The sequence below is a fragment of the Methanocalculus pumilus genome (genome assembly GCF_055382585.1).
Window position 1 is genome coordinate 1,973,196 of the sequence record NZ_AP042393.1, and the last position, 19,178, is coordinate 1,992,373.

General features: G+C 47.7%; 16 protein-coding genes. 6 read left to right on the forward strand and 10 right to left on the reverse strand.

Annotated elements, in window-relative coordinates:
- Positions 1-237: 237 nt before the first annotated feature.
- The gene (locus ACZ44I_RS10470; protein WP_464576524.1) at positions 238-1,608 is read right to left on the reverse strand and encodes an RNA-guided endonuclease InsQ/TnpB family protein; all 1,371 of its coding nucleotides are present in this window, start codon (positions 1,606-1,608) and stop codon (positions 238-240) included.
- Between the two features lie 272 nt (positions 1,609-1,880).
- On the opposite strand from ACZ44I_RS10470, the gene ACZ44I_RS10475 reads away from it, so the two are divergent.
- The 3 genes from ACZ44I_RS10475 to ACZ44I_RS10485 all read left to right on the forward strand — a co-directional run bounded on the left by ACZ44I_RS10475 (position 1,881) and on the right by ACZ44I_RS10485 (position 4,596).
- Positions 1,881-2,057: a class I SAM-dependent methyltransferase gene (locus ACZ44I_RS10475; protein ID WP_464576526.1), complete on the forward strand. Its 177-nt coding sequence runs from the start codon at positions 1,881-1,883 to the stop codon at positions 2,055-2,057.
- A 531-nt stretch (positions 2,058-2,588) separates the two neighbouring features.
- The gene (locus ACZ44I_RS10480; RefSeq protein ID WP_464550133.1) at positions 2,589-3,977 is read left to right on the forward strand and encodes a hypothetical protein; all 1,389 of its coding nucleotides are present in this window, start codon (positions 2,589-2,591) and stop codon (positions 3,975-3,977) included.
- On the forward strand, positions 3,970-4,596 hold the full coding sequence (locus ACZ44I_RS10485) for a hypothetical protein (protein WP_464550131.1): 627 nt from the start codon (positions 3,970-3,972) through the stop codon (positions 4,594-4,596). Before ACZ44I_RS10480 ends, ACZ44I_RS10485 begins: the two co-directional genes overlap by 8 nt.
- Positions 4,597-4,598: 2 nt before the next feature.
- Here the strand turns inward: ACZ44I_RS10485 and ACZ44I_RS10490 are convergent, their stop codons facing one another.
- On the reverse strand, positions 4,599-8,156 hold the full coding sequence (locus ACZ44I_RS10490) for a glycosyltransferase (RefSeq protein WP_464576624.1): 3,558 nt from the start codon (positions 8,154-8,156) through the stop codon (positions 4,599-4,601).
- 131 nt (positions 8,157-8,287) lie between these two features.
- Between ACZ44I_RS10490 and ACZ44I_RS10495 the strand changes: the two genes are divergently transcribed.
- Positions 8,288-8,983: a class I SAM-dependent methyltransferase gene (locus ACZ44I_RS10495; RefSeq protein ID WP_464550129.1), complete on the forward strand. Its 696-nt coding sequence runs from the start codon at positions 8,288-8,290 to the stop codon at positions 8,981-8,983.
- On the opposite strand, the gene ACZ44I_RS10500 is transcribed toward ACZ44I_RS10495, so the two are convergent.
- From ACZ44I_RS10500 to ACZ44I_RS10535, 8 genes are all read right to left on the reverse strand, one after another.
- Entirely contained in the window at positions 8,922-9,725 is an 804-nt protein-coding gene (locus ACZ44I_RS10500) for an ABC transporter ATP-binding protein (RefSeq protein WP_464550127.1), read from the reverse strand. The genes ACZ44I_RS10495 and ACZ44I_RS10500 overlap by 62 nt on opposite strands.
- Positions 9,726-10,487: an ABC transporter permease gene (locus tag ACZ44I_RS10505; RefSeq protein ID WP_464550125.1), complete on the reverse strand. Its 762-nt coding sequence runs from the start codon at positions 10,485-10,487 to the stop codon at positions 9,726-9,728. It lies immediately after the preceding gene.
- Entirely contained in the window at positions 10,474-11,430 is a 957-nt protein-coding gene (locus ACZ44I_RS10510) for a glycosyltransferase family 2 protein (RefSeq protein WP_464550123.1), read from the reverse strand. The genes ACZ44I_RS10505 and ACZ44I_RS10510 overlap by 14 nt, the downstream gene beginning before the upstream one ends.
- 27 nt (positions 11,431-11,457) lie before the next feature.
- A complete protein-coding gene (locus tag ACZ44I_RS10515) occupies positions 11,458-12,180 on the reverse strand; it encodes a sugar phosphate nucleotidyltransferase (protein ID WP_464550121.1) in 723 nt (240 codons plus the stop codon).
- On the reverse strand, positions 12,177-12,995 hold the full coding sequence (rfbD, locus tag ACZ44I_RS10520) for a dTDP-4-dehydrorhamnose reductase (protein ID WP_464550119.1): 819 nt from the start codon (positions 12,993-12,995) through the stop codon (positions 12,177-12,179). The genes ACZ44I_RS10515 and rfbD overlap by 4 nt, the downstream gene beginning before the upstream one ends.
- Positions 12,974-13,936 carry a dTDP-glucose 4,6-dehydratase gene (rfbB, locus tag ACZ44I_RS10525; protein WP_464550118.1) on the reverse strand — a complete coding sequence of 321 codons (963 nt, stop codon included), beginning with the start codon at positions 13,934-13,936 and terminating at the stop codon, positions 12,974-12,976. The genes rfbD and rfbB overlap by 22 nt, the downstream gene beginning before the upstream one ends.
- A 7-nt stretch (positions 13,937-13,943) precedes the next feature.
- On the reverse strand, positions 13,944-14,420 hold the full coding sequence (locus tag ACZ44I_RS10530; RefSeq protein ID WP_464550116.1) for a dTDP-4-dehydrorhamnose 3,5-epimerase family protein: 477 nt from the start codon (positions 14,418-14,420) through the stop codon (positions 13,944-13,946).
- A gap of 113 nt (positions 14,421-14,533) precedes the next feature.
- Positions 14,534-16,525 carry an STT3 domain-containing protein gene (locus ACZ44I_RS10535; RefSeq protein ID WP_464550114.1) on the reverse strand — a complete coding sequence of 664 codons (1,992 nt, stop codon included), beginning with the start codon at positions 16,523-16,525 and terminating at the stop codon, positions 14,534-14,536.
- 205 nt (positions 16,526-16,730) lie between these two features.
- On the opposite strand from ACZ44I_RS10535, the gene ACZ44I_RS10540 reads away from it, so the two are divergent.
- Entirely contained in the window at positions 16,731-17,864 is a 1,134-nt protein-coding gene (locus tag ACZ44I_RS10540) for a glycosyltransferase family 4 protein (protein ID WP_464550112.1), read from the forward strand.
- Positions 17,861-18,940 (forward strand): glycosyltransferase, encoded by a 1,080-nt coding sequence (locus ACZ44I_RS10545; protein ID WP_464550110.1) that lies wholly within the window; start codon positions 17,861-17,863, stop codon positions 18,938-18,940. Before ACZ44I_RS10540 ends, ACZ44I_RS10545 begins: the two co-directional genes overlap by 4 nt.
- Positions 18,941-19,178 lie beyond the last annotated feature (238 nt).

Consider the following 19,178-nt stretch of genomic DNA (forward strand, 5'->3'; position numbering starts at 1 on the left):
GATCTATTTGTAGATCTGGTTACTCAGAGCGTATAAGCATGTCCACACAAAGGATCGGTCCCCCCTCAATCATATTATGGTTATGGGAAAGGCCATTGAAGAATCAAACCACCCAATCTTTTTCTACCTAACCAACAGTAACATTTGATGAAGAGACCCGGGCTCGATATTGCATGTCAACTACCCCGCCCTAAAGAGCGTGGCTTGCAATAGCGGTGTTACCACAGACATTGCAATTTATCTGCACGAAGGTTGCTCGTAGTTGAGCCTTATTCGTACTGGTTGGTTGACGCGACCGCTACTGATTATCGGCGTCATAACCGAATCACCAGCTACATTTCTCAAATGGTTTAACGCACCATTGACATCCGCATTGATCACGATACCGGAACTGCTCTGATACAGTCCCCGGCTGATACAACGGCATCTTCCATACCATGGTTTCTGGATCGGATCGAGTGCCAGAGCATCAACCTGCGATGTGTACCGTTCATCATGGGAATCGTCAAAGTGTATCCCGAACAGCTCGCATTTTGACTGTAATTTTCGTCGAAATTTCGCATAGGGGATCTGGACGAAATTCTGGTTGTTTCTCGCACCATGATTGATCTCTTGTTTGATCCCATCCCATCGTGGCACAATAATGGTACCGATTTCGTGATCACATGCAAATCTGATGAGATAGGCGACGAACCGGTTCATCGCTTCGTCGATTTTGTTATTTCGTCTGATGAGGAGGCGTGACTGGCGGTGCGTAAACTCCTCGGTTAATCCCTGTTTATCTTTAATCGATTGTAATCGGGCGTTTTCTTTGTTGTACCACCGGTTGATTGATTTTAGATACGTACCATCGATAATCGAGGCAGTCCCGGTAGCAGTGTCAACGATTGTTGCAAAATTGGTAACGCCGAGATCAATCGCAAGATAATGGTCAGGATTAAGACGTGTTGGTTGAAGGGGAACCGTATACGCAAATTCGATCGTGTATACCTTCCCGTTATGGTGTGGCACAATGGTCACCTCACGGATCTGGTTTGGTTGAATCTGTGGCGGAATTTTGAATGTCAGTTCTTTCCCGGTTAATCCATGCTTTTTTTTTAACATCCGTGACATGCCGAGAGTGACATACCCATTCCGCATTGTGATATGCGATGCAGGAAATGCCAGTTTGTACCGTCCATCCTTCTCCAAATAGCGTGGAGGTCGTGGTTGACTGCTGAGTTCGCCACAGTGGTACATCCGTATGAGTGCAAAATACGAGGTGTACGCTTCTTCAACACTCCTGATCGTCTGTTGAGCAACATCACTATGGAGCAGCGGATAGTTCTCATTCTGGCGTGATTGGACATAATTTGAAACATCTTTGTAGGGAAAGTCTTTCTTCCGGGTATAGGGGAGAAAGGAACCGATACAGATAGTGATGCTGGATGCAATATCCGGTCGAACCGTTCGAAAGATCGCAGCGTTTTCACAATACTCCTGGTAATGCTGCCGGGTAGTGTACAATGCAACATTGTACAAATTCTTTGAATGATATGCGAGGGTGTCGATAATGTGATACTGCCGTTGTGACAGTCGTAGATAGTTTGACACCGTTCGAATTACCATTTGATGGATATGGGTTGTACTACAGGATATGGATTATGGTTCAATTATGGGCGATTCCTCCACGGCATGAATACCGGGGAGGAATCGCCCTTTTAGATGAAAGACATATACGATCAATATTCAGAAGAGTTTGCAAAAAGGATGCTATGAGATTACAAAGAGAGCATACCGTCATTGATGTAGGATGTGGAAGCGGGCGTCTTGCCTATCAGCTATCAGGTTTTTAACAGGAAAGTACATAGGTATGGATGTCGTCAAAGAACTCTATCGATATGCAGAGAAGATCTGTGGCCGCGACGACTGGCTTTTTTTACAAAGCACCTGGTTTCACCATCCCCGAACCCGATAACTTTGCAGATTTTATCTGTTTCTTTTCGGTATTTACCCACCTTCTCCACCAGGATACCTACAGATACCTCAGGGATGCACACCATGTACTCAAGCCGTGAGGTAAGATCATATTCTTGTTTTTGGAGTTTAAAACCCCTCCCACTTTCACCAGTTCGAAACAATGCTGAATACCGATACACTTGAGTTACTAAATCAGTTCATCAGCAGGGACGCTATTGATGCATGGGCATCCCATTGTGGCCTTGAAATTCTTGGCATATATGATGGGGATACACCATATATCAAATTCAATGATTCTGTTCACTGGGAGAATGGCATGGTAATGACAGGTGAAGGCTCATTTGGACAGTCCTCTTGCATACTCACAAAGCGCCATTGACCAACAAGAGATACAAACAGAGAACCGCAACTGCATCTGTTATCATAATAATCTTCCCGGGTCATCTTTTCAGGGAGGAAAACCAGGATACATGCATCTCCATGGAGAAGAGATGAACCCGATCAAGCCCATCAGCATACATATGTAGTGAGAACACCAAATCAAGTATGTATAAATCCCCCGGAACACTATAGTCCAGCGATATAAGATGGTTCCCCGGGGATTCAGATGAGCATATGTGATGGTGCCTATGAGCAGGACTAAATGTGCGAGCTTCCGTATGCAATTGGAAGAGAAGCTCTTCCCCAGATCAGTCAGAGATGATGCAGCCATCATCTCCATGCTCTGGAAATTTTTACTTATCGGGCTTCTGATCAGGTTCCTGTTTATGCCCTTTGCCTGCCATGCGGATATCCTCTCCGAATACTGGAGAGCCCACATGATTGCCTATCATTTTGAACTGGCTCACCCCTACAGCTTCATCGATATCCTCCATGGCATCATGCTCTTTGGATTAAAAGGGCTGATGCCAGGCAACATAGATCTCTACTTCCATCCATGGGGCCACTCAGCAGAGATTATTGCCCGGGTAGAGGAGATCGCCTGGGGCACGGCCTCTGTGAACAACTGGCTCACCTTCATCTCACAGGATTCAATATTCCGGATCCTCTTCCTCTTCAAACTTCCATACCTATTATTTGACCTTGCAGCGGCATTCCTCTGCCTTCATATCTTTGAAAAGGATGGCAGGGGGGAAAAAATATTCATCTACTGGATGCTGAACCCCGTTATCATCTACTCAGCCTATATCTTCGGGCGTTTCGATGTGATCATCCTATTCTTCATTCTGATGATCTTCTACTCGATCAAGCGGTGGAATATAGGGATAGGCTCCCTCTTCCTTGGCCTCTCGATACTCTCACGCGGCTTCACATTACTCCTCCTGCCCCTGTATCTCCTTCTGGAAAAAGAGCTCCTCGGAAAGCTCAAGATTCTGATACTTGCATTGAGCCCGCTTATTCTCTGGAAGATACTCTCCGGAATCTTCTTCAGCGGAGGTAGTGAATCCGGAATTAGCTCACTAACAGGCTCCGGGCTATCATTTCTTACGCCAAGGTTCGTCAACAGTGTACTTGCCACACAGGTAGATTCAATCGCACTATTCATTGTCGGCTACATTCTTCTCATCCTCTTCTTTTACCCACAGGCAAATAGCATTCACGATAAGCCAATGGCAACGGTTTACTACCTCAACGATCTCTTCCTCATTGTCATGTGCCTGCTCTTTGCCTTTGGCAGCATGTCAATGCACTATTTCGTCTGGATAGTACCCTTCCTGGTGATCAAAGCCTCAGAATCCAGAGAGCTCTTTTACGCTCATCTCTTTGTCATTATCGGATGGCTCCTCTTCTGGGTCACGTACATGACAGAAGAGATCGGCAGTGCAATTCTGGGCGCAGGATTGTTTGCATCCATAAACCCGGCATTTACCGAATATACAACCATTGGAACCCTTATAATCGAATGGACTGGCCTCCCCCACACCTCGCTTGTAGTCATTGCCAGATCTCTCTGGGTTGCAACCCTGCTCTACCTGATCTATAAAACCATGCAGGGAAGGAGAGCCGCATATGGATAAAAGAGGATTGTTGCTTCTCTGTCTGGTACTCTGCCTACTGTCAACGGGTTGTTTTGAGCTGGAAGGGCAGATACAGGATCGGCAAAATAATACAACAGGAGAGATATATGACAATCTAACGGTTGGACAATCTTTTCTCGCAACAAAAGACAAGCTCAGCAGAATTGATATCAGGCTTGCTACCTACGCACGAGAGAACACCCATGAGATTATTTTTGAGCTCCGGGAAGCAGGAGCTCAGGAGCCAGTCGTCTCCCAGATAATCCAGGCACAATCTATCAAAAATAATGCATATCACAGCTTTCACTTTGATCCAATCACAAACTCACTCGGACGAACCTATATCTTCACCCTTTCTTCACCAGAATCCAAACCAGGGAACGCAATCACCGCATGGTATCATACCGATGATCTGTATGAAAACGGAACAATCTTCCTTGATGAAAAACCCGGGGAAGGAGATCTCCGCTTCCGGATTTTTTACACAAAGTCACTTAGAGAAGTGGCAGTTCTCATCTTTAAAAGGATCACAGAGGACTGGATCTTCTTCATCTTCTGGTGCCTGCTGCTTATGGTTACTGCTTCCACAATCCTCTGGCTCCATAGAAAAGAGAAGTGAAATTATATTCTGATTGAGAAGTCATCTTTTTCCACGGTCAGGTTCGGATTATAGTAAGGGTCGCCAGCATCAAGAACCTCACCCCATCGCTTCCGTATACAATCGACTTCACCCAGGAACCGGGCCTGTTTCTCAGGAGTATCTTCATATCCTCTGCTCAATGACTCGTGATGATAGAGTAATGCATATGGAGTATAGATGAGGCGGTATCCTCTCTGGCGGATCTTCAGGCAGAGGTCGACATCATTGAATGCAACTGCCAGTTTTGGATCAAAACCGCCCACCTCGAGGAAGACGGCTCTTCTCATCATCAGGCATGCTGCCGTGACAGCACTGACATCAGCTATATGGCTGGCTCTCCCGAAATATCCCGGATGCGAACCCGGCAGGTGCCGGTGTGCATGGCCCCCGACAGGTGGTTTTCCAACAATCCCAATAACAATACCGGCATGCTGAACAGTATTATTTGTATAGAGAAGCTTGGCACCAACTGCACCAATATCAGGCCGCTGCGAATGTTCGAGCATGGCAGACAACCATTCATCCGAGATGATCTCGATATCATTATTCAGGAAGACAAGATGAACGCCCGCGGCATGGGATACCGCGAAATTATTCATATCAGAGAAATTAAAGGGATGATTATATTCAATGATCCTGAACCGGTTATCTCCCTCCAAACTCCGGTAATAATCAAATGTCCCCTTCTCCCGGCTCAAATTATCAACAATTATTATCTCATAATTCTGATATTTTGTCTTCTGAAGAATTGACTGCACACAGGCCTTCAGCAGATCAACCTTATCTTTTGTCGGGATTATGATCGAGACGAGTGGATCACCATCGATCTCATACCTGACCCGATAGGAGCCATAGAAGAGCCCATCAGTCACCGATCCGCGTATACCCCGTCTTCGGAGGGCATCTGTCAGGGCAAGCTTCGCTGCATTAATCGCATAAGGCTTCGCCTCGACGCTGTCAGCGGCCGAACCCGGAATAATCCTCCAGTGATAGAGTATCTTTGGGATATGAATAATCTCACTCTCATCCAGCAGCTCGGTAACACGGAGAAAGAGATCATAATCCTGCGAGCCATCATACCCTTCACGAAATCCACCAGCATGAACGATGAGATCCCGCCTGATAACCGAGAAGTGGCAGATGTAATTATGTGAGAGGAACATATCCGGTGCAAAATCCGGTTTGAAGAACGGGCTACTCCGTCTTCCGGCACCATCAATCTTATCCTCATCCGAATAAATAAATCCAGCATCAGGCTTGGAGTTGAGCTGTTTTACGACCTCATAAAGTGCATATGGTGCCAGCTCATCATCATGGTCGAGCAGCCCAATCCATTCACCGGAAGCCATTGCAAGCGCTTCATTCGAATTTCCAGATATTCCTTTATTTTCACCAAGAATGGCTATCCTGATCCTCGGGTCACGATCAGCATATTCCTCAAGAACCTGGCGGACATGGGGACTAGTTGAGCCCCCATCGGCGAGGCAGAGCTCCCAGTTCTGATAAACCTGACCGATAACCGACTCGATTGCCAGACGCAGCCATTTTTCATCTGTGTTCCAGACAGGCGTCAGAATGCTAATCTTTGGCTGGTATGAGAAGGTAGAACACTCATCCCTCATCTCGTCCAACCGGATAATACCCGGCTCATGGTGCAGGATCCAGAGATCATAAGGATCCCTGATCACCTCTTTTGAATAACAGCAAAGCCCAACCTGGCCATTAATCTCACATCCGCCTCTGAATAGTTGCTGCTTTTCATGTAATAAGCCAGGATTATACCAGATTGCAGCTGTCGGGAGACCCTTTGATACGAGCTCAAAAGAATACTTCTTATCTTTGCTATCCGGAATTGGTTTGAATACCCACCGGCTATAGGCATTGTTGGCAATGCGGCTTCCCTTGATTATCGCTTCCCTGATCACAGAACCCTGTTGATCCCCTTCCCTGAGAGTAAGGGTCACATCCGCATTCCGTCTCTCGTACGTCGCCGTTAAAAATTCAATTGCATGTAACTGATCAGCCGGTGAAATGAAGCATCCGGTAAGAGGCGTATCCAATGGCAAGGGAACATTCCCGTCATACATCTCAATTTGCATCCGGACTACCGGCCGTGTTGATACTCTCCGTGAATATGGAAGCTTCATCTTTCCCCGCATCCAGAGGGCGCGTGGCCCTTCACGGATAAGAATACGAAGACCAAGAAGACTCCGATCATAGAGACGCCGTCTCCCGGTTCCATGGGGAAGCAATCTATTCATAACGCTGTCAAACTTCGTAACTGCCATCCAGGTCGCACTGTTCTCTATTGAAGAGAGAGTAGAGGAGAGGTGGATGATTTTCTGATCCTGCTCCCTGATCATCGCCTCCTTTCTCTTCAGATTTTCGGAGAGAATGGACATTTCAGCTTCATCTGCCCTTTTCCGGGTCTCAAGGCTCTCGATAATGCCTTCAAGGTTTGTAATATGTGTATCCTTACTTCGAATCTCTTCCCTGAGATTTTCCATCCCCAGTTCAAATGCACGTGATTCGACACGGAGACTTTCGATGATACCATCAAGATTCGTAATATGGATTTCCTTACTTTTAACCTCGTCCCTGAGATTTTCCATCCCCAATTCAAATGCACTCGATTCGGCACGGAGACTTTCGATGATGCCATCAAGATTTGCAATATGTGTCTCTTTCAGATCCAGTTCTGTAGAGAGACGGGCCATCTGCTCAACCAGATCGTGGGTTTCAGCATCGATGATATCCCTTATAACTCCCTGAAAAAGTGCATGAAGATCCGGCTCAAAGAGATCGGTTGCGGCCTCCGGATGATGGGAGGGGACCGCCTTAAACACGTACTGATACACATCGGCATTAGGAAGAGAGGCAACAAATGTGAGAAGAGGCTTGGGAACGAGATCAGGATCGACCCTCTGCTCAGTACTTCCAATCTCCGCCTTCGTGGTATGGATAGCAGTAATGGAATATCCACAACCAGAGAAGAGATCAATAATGTTCTTCAGTCCAAAGAAACGAAGATGGGTGGTATCAAGAAGGCCCATTGAGGTGTAGTGGAAGTTCCCCATGAGCATGTTTAAAAGTATATCACCATGACAGATATTTGGAAGGGAGACAACCAGATATCCATCAGGACGAAGATATTTCATGGTTTTTTTGAGCACCTCTTCCGGAGAGACCAGATGTTCCAGAAGATCCCCAAACATGATGACATCAAAGGATGAGGGTACGAGTAGGGAGTCGAGATCCATTTTTTCGATATCACCAATGAACATCGAGTTGCAGTGACGGGCAGCTATCTCGCCTGCAGCGGAATCGATCTCAATACCGGTAACAGAATTCCCCCGCTCTTTCAGAACCCGGCTTATATAGCCTGTTGAGGTACCAACCTCAAGAATTGTATTATTGCTTCCTGAGAGTTCAATCAGCAGGGTGTGGCTGTTGTTTCTGTTCTCCAGATCGATAACCGGAGGTTCATATCTCTGTGAGTCATATTCCTCAAAAAATGGACTTATCTCTTCCGCCTCCAGGTGTTATTGGGATGCATTCAGATCTTGGATCCTCAGATATAATAAATATGCACCAGCATAGAAAAGAAAGCCCGTGAGCGAGATATATTAAGGGTGATTATCAAAGAATAGACTAACAAAGCCGTGATAGAATGAGCGACAATACAAAACTCTTCAAAGTTGATATAGGGTGTGGATCCAATAAGAAAGAGGGCTGTCTTGGTATCGATTACGAGAAGTTTGAGAACGTGGATATCGTCCTTGACCTGACAGCTGGAACAATTCCACTTGATGATCGTTCTGTTGGATATATCCATTCAGCGCATTTCTTTGAACATATCCGAACACCAAACCATGTCTTCTCTGAGATAAGCAGGATTGCAGCAGATGGGGCGGAACTCGAGATATGGACACCCTATGCCTATTCAGACGGAGCGTTCTGTTATGGTCATGAAGTCTTTCTCACAGAAGAGCACTGGCAACATATCTGCGTAAAATTCCCTGATTTTTACCAATCCATTATCAATGCACGCTGGCTTTTAAAGAAGATCGTATACATTGTTGAACGGAATGTCTATGATGATATCAGAAAAAATGGGTTTGAAATAGCATTCGCAATCAATTATTTCAAAGGCATTGTTTCGGAGTTCGGAGTTTTTATCGAGATTAAACATGAAAAAAACCTCCAGTCCACAATCCCAAAGAGGTATTATTCCTTTGAAAGAGGGGGGGAGGTATTCCCATTGGATTATAATCCTTCCCGAACCATCAGCAGACTAAAAAGCATTAAACCTCCGGTCCGTCGGTTCTGGCAGAAGCTTGCTGCATCGCATAATAATCCGCGATAACATCCTGTGTATCCCCAAACGATCGAATCACCCCATGATCCAGCAGCAGACACTGCCTGCAGGTCTCTTCAACCATCTGGAGTGAGTGTGATACCAGCAGAATGGTCTTCCCTTCACGCCTGATTCTCTCAATTCGATCTTTACACTTCTTCTGAAACGCCATATCACCGACAGCCAGCACCTCATCAACGAGCAGAATATCAGGATCCGTCTGGATAGCCGTTGCAAACGCCAGTCGGACAGTCATCCCTGAAGAGAAGTTCTTCAGCTTCATATTCTCAAATCTGGCGAGCTCAGCAAAATCAAGGATCTCATCGTACCTCAGGGCGATCTCCTTTCTGGAGAGGCCCATGATCGAGCCATACAGGAAAATATTCTCCTTTGCAGTCAGATCCGGCTGGAAGCCGACACCGAGTTCAAGGAAGGGGGCAATCTTACCCTGTACCCGGACAATCCCGGAATCCGGATAGAGAACACCGGCAAGAATTTTTAATAAGGTACTCTTCCCACTCCCGTTTGCCCCGATCACCCCGAAAGTCTCACCTTTCCGGACAGAAAAACTGACGTTCTGCAAGGCCCAGAACTCCTCATAAGAGTCATTCCTACCATGCAACAGACCAATAAGATGATCATATGTAGTACTTTTTCTCTCTTTTGGAATCCGGTACTGTTTTGAGAGGGCATGAACACAGATCGCATCATCACCATGAAGCAGAGGATCCATGGTTGTTCGCCTCAGCATTCAGATCACCTCGGCAAACCGGCGTTCAAGACGATGAAATACAACTGTACCCAAAAAAACCATCAGCAAGCTAAAGCCAAAGAGAGCCAGAAGTGAGGCGAACGGAGGCGCCACACCATACAGGAGAAACTCACGGTATGTCTCGATAAGAACCGTCATCGGGTTGAGCATATAGAGATCAAAATACTCTGCAGGGATGATCGAAACCGGATAGACAATCGGCGAAAGGAATAACCCTGCCTGAAGAATAACCTCCCATATCTGATTGAGATCCCGATAATATACATAGAACGAAGCCAGGATCAGCGATACACCATAAACAATCAGGAAATATATGGCATGCACAAGGGGGAAGAAGATAAGATTCACTGTTATACCTGCACCAAGGATGAAGAGCAGCGGTATAAGTACAAGGAACTCAAGTATCGAACTGATAAACGCAGAGAGAACTGTGCTCATTACCAGGATCTCACGGGGAATCGAAATTTTTGTCACAAGTCCTGGCCTTCCAACTATAGAGTTGAGTGCGACACTGGTTCCGTTCGCAAGAAAACGCCAGCTTATTAAACCGATAAGAAGATAGAGCGCGAAATGCTCCTGATCGAACCGGAAGACATTGCTGAACACAAAATAGAGTACCAGCATCATCAGGAGCGGGTTTAACAAAGACCACGCAAATCCAAGCACCGAGCTCTGGTACTTCACCTTCAGATCGCTTATCGTCAGGTTCCAGATGAGATCCCGGTACTCAACAAACCACATCCTGATACCTCCCAACAGAACTCCAGGTCGACATAAACCTCATGATCTCACTATCCAACACAGTCTGCCGGACCATCTTCCGCTTCCCTATCATCGCTGGTACACCACGGAGTGCACCAATCTTGGATTTAAGAATAGCCAATCCCCTTCCTTTGATCATATAATACGGAATCACCGCAAGATTCCTCCCGATGATCCAGGGAAGTGAAGTGATAAGGATACGAGCAGGATAATCCTTTAGAACATACCAGAGAATGTTCCGGTTTCCATAATAAACCGCAAGCTCAGACCCGATACCAGCGGTTCCCCCGTGAATATGGTACACCCGCGCATGATGTGTATATACGCATCTCCAGCCTAAAAGCCTGGCACGGAACGCCAGATCAACATCCTCCATATACAGGAAGAAATCTTCATCAAAGAGCCCGACCTCTTCAAGCATCAGCCTCCGGTAGAGGGCAGCACCCCCACAGGGTCCAAAGACCTCTTCAATGCGATCATACTGACCTGTATCCTCCTCATACATGCCACGATCCCAGGCAGCCCCGCTCCGGGAGATGCAGATCCCGGTTGAGTTAATCCGGCGATCAAAAAAGAGCATTTTTGCAGCAACCATCCCAACGCTCTCATCCTGATCCATCGCGGCAAGAAGCTGGAAGAGGCAGTCCGGATCGACCCGGGTATCATTATTCAGGGTCATGATATACTCTCCGGACGCCACCCGGATTCCCGCATTTACGCCCCCGGCAAACCCGAGGTTTTCCCGGGATTGTACAAGCTTCGCATCAGGAAAATATTCCTCAAGATACGCAAGACTCCCATCTGAAGAGGCGTTATCGACGACGATCACTTCATAATCGCAGAACGTCTGGAGGGAAAGCGATGAGAGGCACCGCTCCAGGTACTTCCTCCCATTGAAGTTTACGATGATCACGCTGATCATCAGCCCATCCCTTCCCACAATGGCTGCTTACTCCTGCATCTTTTCTTTCTTCAGCTGCTGGGCAAGGAGACTTGCACGGATCAGGCTGTCAAAGGTTCCTGCATCACTCCAGTGACCTTCAAGAAGGCTATATTTCATCTCACCAAGCCTGATATACTCGTTATTCACATCAGTTATCTCAAGCTCGCCCCTGCCAGATGGTTTGAGCGTTTTTACGATCTGAAAAACCTGTGAATCATACATATACATCCCTGTTACCGCGAGATCAGATCGTGGTTGTTTTGGTTTCTCCTCTATTCTTGTGACTCGTCCATCCTGAACTTCAGCAACCCCGAACCGATGAGGATCGGGAACCGGTTTTAAGAAGATATGTGCCCCGGATGAAAAAGCAGAAACAGGATTTTCGATAGAATCCTGGAAGATATTATCTCCAAGGATCACAACAACACTCTCATCACCCACCCAGCGTTCTGCAAGCCCGAGTGCCTGGGCAATACCGCCTGCCTCTTCCTGGATCTCATACGTGATATGCACGCCATACTCGGCGCCTGACCCAAGAAGCTCAAGAAAATGTCCGGCATGCCCTCTGCCAGAAACGATCATAATCTCAGTGATCCCCGCATCAATGAGGGTCTGCAGGGGATAGCAGATCATTGGTTTATCATACACAGGCAACAGGTGCTTATTCGTCACCTTGGTCAACGGGTACATGCGGGAGCCGGTACCCCCGGCGAGAATTACTCCTTTCATTTCATATCACCAGCAAGATAGTCATTCAGTGCTTCCTTCCAGTGACGGAGAGGCATCGTCTTTGTAGTATTCAAAACAGAATATTTCGGCCGAACCGCCTTCCTCGGAAATTCTTCAGATGAACAGGGAACAGCATTGTGTATAAAAGCCTCTGCAAACTCAAACCAGGAACAGGATCCATCATTTGTAAGATGATAGATCCCGGGTTCAAGAGAGATGATCTCTTGCGTCTTCTCTGCAAGATCAAGCGTGTAGGTAGGTTTTCCAAACTGATCATTCACCACCTTCACCTGATCCATCCGGGAAGAAAGATCCCGGATCGTATCAACAAAGTTCTTCCCATGTTCTCCAAAGAGCCATGACGTCCGGATAATCCGGTAGTTTTCCATCTCCTGGACAATCCGTTCTTCACCAAGCAGTTTGGATCTTCCATAGGCATTGATCGGATTTGGCGGATCCGGCTCTGCATATGCTTCCCGTGAGCCATCAAAGATATAATCTGTACTATAATGAACGAGGACAGCACCCACATCCCTGCAGGCACGGGCGATATATCCTGGGCCCTCACCGTTCACCGCAGTGGCAATGTCGAAGTTATCCTCACATCCGTCAACATCGGTATATGCAGCAGCATTGATCACCACCTCGGGCATTAGATCCGCAACACAGGCATACACCGCCTCTTCATCAGTGATATCCAGTTCACGGCCCCGGAATTGAGCACCGGGAAACACCCTCCGGAGAGCATGCCCGAGCATCCCGTTTGCCCCAAAGATCAATACCTTTTCCGGATTTACTGTTTTAATGGACGCCACCACCACTCGTTCTCTGCATACCAGGAGACGGTCATCTCCATTGCCGCCTCAAAAGAGAAAGCAGGACTCCATCCCATGGACCGTAGCTTTGCCGTATCAAGGGAATAGCGCCAGTCATGGCCGGGCCTGTCCTGCACATACTCAATCATGGATTCATCTTTTCCGGAATGTGCAAGGAGGGAGTGAGTGATCTCAAGGTTCGTCAGCTCATTCCCGCTCCCGATATTATAGATCTCTCCCGGCACCCCGTGATCGAGGAGGAAGGCAATTGCCCGGCAGTGATCAATAACATAGATCCAGTCACGCACGTTCTTACCGGTACCATAGACAGGAACCTTCTTCCCATCCAGCAGGTTTGTTGCAAAGAGAGGGATCAGTTTCTCAGGATACTGGTATGGCCCGAAATTATTGGTGCACCGGGTAATGATCACCGGGAGGCTATGGGTGATCCAGTATGACCGTGCGAGGAGATCAGATCCTGCCTTACTGGCAGAATAGGGGCTTGAAGGGTTGAGATTATCCATCTCGGTAAATGAACCTTCAACAGTACTCCCATAAACCTCATCTGTTGAAACATGGATGAAACGGGAGACCCCGTTCTTCATGGCACATTCCAGTAGCACATGGGTCCCAAGGACATTTGTCCTGACAAAGACGGATGCATCAGTAATCGATCGATCAACATGACTCTCGGCAGCGAAATGGACAACCACATCGATCTTGTGATCGGAGAATATTCGGGATACAGACGCGGTATCGCAGATATCACCCTGAACAAACGTATAGCGGGGATTCTTCTCGATATCCCTGAGATTGGCCGGGTTGCCGGCATAGGTGACTAAATCAAGATTGACGATCTCACAATCCGGTTTTTCTGTGAGCATCTCACGGATAAAATTACTCCCGATGAAGCCAAGGCCGCCAGTTACAAGGATCTTCATGGAATCATCACCCGTGCTTCAGACCGGGCAGGAGACCCCAGTCATAGGGGATCTCGTCGCTGTCCGGAGCAAGTCGGAATTCATCAGGATCGGCATAGTTGTAAGGGAGAGTAGGAACGCTGACAAAAAATGCAGTCTCAGGCCCAATTGCCTTGAAACCATGGTAGACACCTGGTGGAACCGAGACGAGCATCGGGTTCTTCTCACCCACAAAGAGCTCCATTATGGCACCATGGGTTGGAGAGTCAGGCCGGGCATCATAGAGCACCACCTTCATCATCCCATGGACACAGGTGAAGTTATCAGTCTGCTTCTTATGGTAATGCCAGGCTTTCACAACCCCGGGATAGGCTGTGGTGAGATAGACCTGGCCAAACTGCTGGAACAGTTCGTCATCAGACCTGAGAATCTCCATGAGCCAGCCCCGCTCGTCAGGGATGACACGGAGGCTCTTTTGGACGACGCCTTCTATTGATGCAACCATAGGATAGTATGGGAGGGAAGCGAGGATAAGGGTTCTGCTGTTCTTCAGGAAGGGTCTGGAGATCACCTCACCTGCAGTACCCAAAACCAAAAGGAGGAGATGTTGTGACAGAATCACGCAGGCTGGTATTCGAAGATCTTCACCGCATTGGTTCCGCCGAGGATCGATTCTGATCGGTACACAAGCGAGTACTCAGGAAGCATTGCGGCATCAAAGTAATGGATCTGGTAGTAGACTGAAGATTCAAGGATCTCCCAGAATGCATCAGACCTGATGAGATCCTGATCCACTCCGCTGATCAGCATGAGATTGGCAAAAGAACCCGGCCTGAATGACTCGGTCACCAGATACCGGCTGCCACGCCGGTCTAGGATCTCCTGAGCTAGTACCGGATCATCTGTTGTGAAGAAAGTTGCTGAGTCGACCATTCCTGTCTGGAAATTGTTTGAGACCACTGGCCGCTCACCAGAATAGATGATCAGGTTCCCCCAGTACCAGAGGCTCATTACACTGTATTCAGGGGTTTGAACGGGAGCATCAAAAAATGAGGTCATCGGAGTGTCTTCCCTGAGAAATGCCATAGCATCCATCCAGTCATCAGTTGGGGTTCCGGCAACGGCAGTCTGGATATGTGCAGCAGAATAGACAGTCGGAACGAGTATGATCAGGGCTGCAACAGAGAGTACAAGATACGGCGAAAGGTTTGCCGGCCTCTGATCCAAAGGCGTTTTTTTCTTCTTTTTGACTGTAGCCGTATCCTTCTCCCGTGGTTGTGAAGCGTTCAGAAGATCTCCCAAACCAAGATACCGAAGCACCCGGATGAGGCCATATCCCCCGGCTATTGCAACCGGTAATGCAAATACATAGAGGAACCGCATCTGAAAAGCAATAAGTACGAATGATACCAGCAGAAGGACCGAGAAAAGGAGATCACCATCATCAAATGCATCCCTTCTCCACTTTTCAAGAATATAAACACTATAACCCCCTATTGCAAGGAAGAGAGGAACCGAGAAGAGATCCCATATCGGAAGTAAGGTGAAACTTCCTGCCGGGAAGAAGATGGAATGTGCCTCTACAATCGTGCCGAGGATGGGGTCCCCACGGATAACATAGGTAAGCCCGGAGATGATCGCATCAAAGAGCGTGCGGGCAGCAAAGAACAGTGATAGAAGGCCTGCAATTCCAATTCCAATAAGGGACCCGGCATAGACAGGAAAAGGACGATCTGCAAGATATGTGCCAAGAAGGCCTGCTATTCCCAGGATAGAGAGCCAGGCACCAAGATATGCAGGCGGGAAGAGGGAGAGGAAACCGGCCTGAAGGTCGGTTGCCCCAAATGCCAGGAGATTGATCAATGCCGAGATCAGTCCAGCCATTCCAAAGGAGAGCATCCCGAAGACAAGGAGATCACGTGATGGTTCACCCTTCCATTGCCTCATTACCATTCCTGCAAAAAGAGCGATTCCGATAATCCCGAAGTAGATTGGAGCTGAAGGAAACGAATAGAGAGCAACAAGGAAGATACATGCCTGGAGTGCACCCATATGAAAGAGCCATTCGGGGCGGCGAACCATCAGGAGATACACAAGGATCATCACTGAGAGGAGGAAGGTCTCAAAAACATGGTGATCCACAAACCCAAAGAGTGAGACGAGGACATGTGCCGGGAGAATGGCAGTGATCAGGGCGGCGGCAAGCCCGTATTCTGTCCCTTCAAATAGCATTTTTCCAATGAAAAACGCCGGGATGATCATCAGAACACCGATTATGACCGGAGATGCCGCCCCTACCAGTTCAATGAGTTCTTTACCCGGATTTCCAAGACCAGACACCCAGGCAACTGCGGCTATTGTCTGATCAAAGAGCGGGGGCCAGCCAATCTCAAAACCATAGGGATAGTTGATATAGCTGTCATGGAGGATGATATCCGGAAAATGCTCAGCAGCATGGGTTATCCTCCGCATATGGTAGTATGCATCAGGTTCCAGAAACCGGATAGAGCCCTGGTAGAAGACGGTAGAAAGGCTCGATAATCGGAGAGTGAGCGCAGCAATAGCGATCCCAAGAAGCGCACCTATCGTCCATCGGCCCTGAATATTCATGATTCAGTATTGTGCGGATTGTCAAGATATACCTTTAGTTTTATTGCAGGATATGCCAGAGAAACACTATCATCAGATATACAATCAGTGCACCATGGATAGAAATGAGATAGATTCATCAAAAAAACACAAAACCTCTTCGATGAAAATTAATCAAGAGAATTCATTATTGTGTATCAGCCACCAATCATCAGGTATACTTCAAATGAACATCGCCTATATCTATGATGCCATCTACCCGTATGTAAACGGTGGGGTGGAGAAGCGGATCCATGAGCTTGCCATCCGCCTGGTCGGAAGGGGGCATCAGGTACACCTTTATGGAATGCAGTTCTGGGAGGCTGAACCGACACTCCAGAAAGATGGAATCTGGTATCATGGCGTATCTTTAGCACGACCATTCTATACAAAGGGACGGCGATCGATCATACAACCTTTTTACTTTGCATACAATCTGGGAAAAGAACTGAGAGGTAGTGACCACGATCTCATCGATTGCCAGAACTTTCCCTACATCCCGTCTTTTGCTGCCAGGTGGGCGACCCGGAAAACTCCCCTTATTATTACCTGGCATGAAGTCTGGGGAGATTACTGGTATGAGTACCTCGGATCATTCGGTATCATCGGGAAATTCCTTGAAAAGAGGGCGATAGGACTTGCCGACAGAATGATCGCCGTTTCACCGATGACGAAACGTGCACTCCATGAACTCGGCGCTCCAGGAGGGATCAACTGCATCCCAAACGGAATAGATACAAGAGCAATAGAAGCGATCGAACCATCAGGTGAAAGAAGCAATATCATCTTCGCAGGGCGGCTCATCAAAGAGAAACACCCCGACCTCATCCTCAGGGCAATGTCGATCCTCAGGGAAGAGAGACCAGATCTACGAGCAGTCTTCATCGGTGACGGACCGGAACGGGAGAGGCTCCTGGAAGAGAGAAAGAGGCTGGGGCTTGAAGAGAATGTATCCTTCACCGGTTTCCTCCCCACCTGGGAAGCGGTCATTGGGATGATGAAAGCATCATCTGTTTTTGTCCTCCCCTCAACCCGTGAGGGATTTGGGATCGCTGCACTTGAAGCAATGGCATGTGGACTCCCGGTGGTAACAATCAACCATCCGCAGAACGCAGTGAATGATCTGATCAAAGGCGGCTGTGGAACATCCTGCCCCCTTGATCCCGGCGATCTTGCTGAGGCGATCGAATCAGCTTTAATGAATACAGATATTCTCGGGCAGGCCGGGAGGGAGAGGGCTATTGCCTATGACTGGGATCTGATCGTAGACAGGATAGAAGAGGCCTATCAGAAGACTATAGAAGAGGTTAAACGAGCATGAGAGTGGCAGTCTTCCATGACTACTTCGGATCAGTCGGCGGGGGGGAGCGGGTCGCCCTTGCGCTCGCAGAAGTATTCGGGGCAGATATCATCACCACCGATACAGACAGCCTCAGGATGCTCCCCTCACACCTAAGGGTTATAAGTCTCGGAAGAACGGTCAAATCACCCCCATTTAAACAGATGTCAGCAGCATACCGGTTCTCAATTTGCGATTTCAGAGAAGACTACGATCTCTTCATCTTCAGCGGCAACTGGGCACATCATGCAGCAAAAAAACATCATCCGAACCTGATGTACTGCCACACCCCGGTTCGAGCATTCTATGACCTCTATGAAACGTTCTCCTCCCGCCTTCCTTTACACAAGCGACTCCCATTCCGCCTCTGGGCTTCGTTCTATCGCCGTCTCGACCAGGCTGCCATCTCTTCAGTAGATGCCATTATTGCAAACTCTGAAAATACCAGAAAACGGATACAGACATACCATGGCCGGGATGCAGAGGTGATCTACCCCCCAATCGATACGAAACGGTTTACCTGCAAATGCTATGGCGACTTCTGGCTCTCGGTAAACCGCCTCTATCCCGAGAAACGAATAGAACTGCAGATCGAAAGTTTCAGAAACCTCCCGGATGAACGGCTGATCATCGTCGGGGGATATGCAGAGGGCGATCATGCGGGGAGAGCATATGCACAGAAACTCTATAGCAATCTTCCTGAAAATGTCGAGATAAAGGGTGAGGTGAGCGATTCGATACTCCTCGATCTCTATGCCACCTGCAAAGGTGTTATCTGCACCGCAATGGACGAGGATTTCGGGATAACGCCGCTTGAGGCGATGGCAGCAGGCAAACCAGTTGTTGCAGTGCGTGAAGGCGGATTTCTCGAATCGGTGACGGAAGGAACCGGTCTGCTGGTCGATCCAGTTGCAGAGAAACTATCAGATGCGATTGTGTTCATTTCAAATGAGCCAGATCGATATAGGGAGAACTGCCGGGCCAGAGCAGCGCTCTTTGACAGATCTGTTTTTGAAGAGCGGGTAAGGGCAGCGGTTGAAAGGATTATAATCCGATAGTTAATCCGATCTATTAACATAACACCAAGTATGCAAATTAGGGAGATATACATTACCCCGAGCATAAGAATATTCTCAAAACACTCACTAATGGTAAGTGACTAACCGGAGTAAGCAAAAAGCCACAGTAAGATATAAGTAAAAAAAACGCATTCATTTTTTTATCCGTATCCCGATTACCGGGTCTGTATCCAAACCAGGCGACGTTTTTATGTAAAAGGGAGAAGGTGAAATACAT

What these genes read in the sequence shown, in the direction of transcription:
- ACZ44I_RS10470 (WP_464576524.1), bottom strand. Translation starts at nt 1,608, where the DNA reads ATGGTAATTCGAACGGTGTCAAACTATCTACGACTGTCACAACGGCAG.
- ACZ44I_RS10475 (WP_464576526.1), top strand. Translation starts at nt 1,881, where the DNA reads ATGCAGAGAAGATCTGTGGCCGCGACGACTGGCTTTTTTTACAAAGCA.
- ACZ44I_RS10480 (WP_464550133.1), top strand. Translation starts at nt 2,589, where the DNA reads ATGAGCAGGACTAAATGTGCGAGCTTCCGTATGCAATTGGAAGAGAAG.
- ACZ44I_RS10485 (WP_464550131.1), top strand. Translation starts at nt 3,970, where the DNA reads ATGGATAAAAGAGGATTGTTGCTTCTCTGTCTGGTACTCTGCCTACTG.
- ACZ44I_RS10495 (WP_464550129.1), top strand. Translation starts at nt 8,288, where the DNA reads ATGAGCGACAATACAAAACTCTTCAAAGTTGATATAGGGTGTGGATCC.
- ACZ44I_RS10500 (WP_464550127.1), bottom strand. Translation starts at nt 9,725, where the DNA reads ATGCTGAGGCGAACAACCATGGATCCTCTGCTTCATGGTGATGATGCG.
- ACZ44I_RS10505 (WP_464550125.1), bottom strand. Translation starts at nt 10,487, where the DNA reads ATGTGGTTTGTTGAGTACCGGGATCTCATCTGGAACCTGACGATAAGC.
- ACZ44I_RS10510 (WP_464550123.1), bottom strand. Translation starts at nt 11,430, where the DNA reads ATGATCAGCGTGATCATCGTAAACTTCAATGGGAGGAAGTACCTGGAG.
- ACZ44I_RS10515 (WP_464550121.1), bottom strand. Translation starts at nt 12,180, where the DNA reads ATGAAAGGAGTAATTCTCGCCGGGGGTACCGGCTCCCGCATGTACCCG.
- rfbB (WP_464550118.1), bottom strand. Translation starts at nt 13,936, where the DNA reads ATGAAGATCCTTGTAACTGGCGGCCTTGGCTTCATCGGGAGTAATTTT.
- ACZ44I_RS10530 (WP_464550116.1), bottom strand. Translation starts at nt 14,420, where the DNA reads ATGGTTGCATCAATAGAAGGCGTCGTCCAAAAGAGCCTCCGTGTCATC.
- ACZ44I_RS10535 (WP_464550114.1), bottom strand. Translation starts at nt 16,525, where the DNA reads ATGAATATTCAGGGCCGATGGACGATAGGTGCGCTTCTTGGGATCGCT.
- ACZ44I_RS10540 (WP_464550112.1), top strand. Translation starts at nt 16,731, where the DNA reads ATGAACATCGCCTATATCTATGATGCCATCTACCCGTATGTAAACGGT.
- ACZ44I_RS10545 (WP_464550110.1), top strand. Translation starts at nt 17,861, where the DNA reads ATGAGAGTGGCAGTCTTCCATGACTACTTCGGATCAGTCGGCGGGGGG.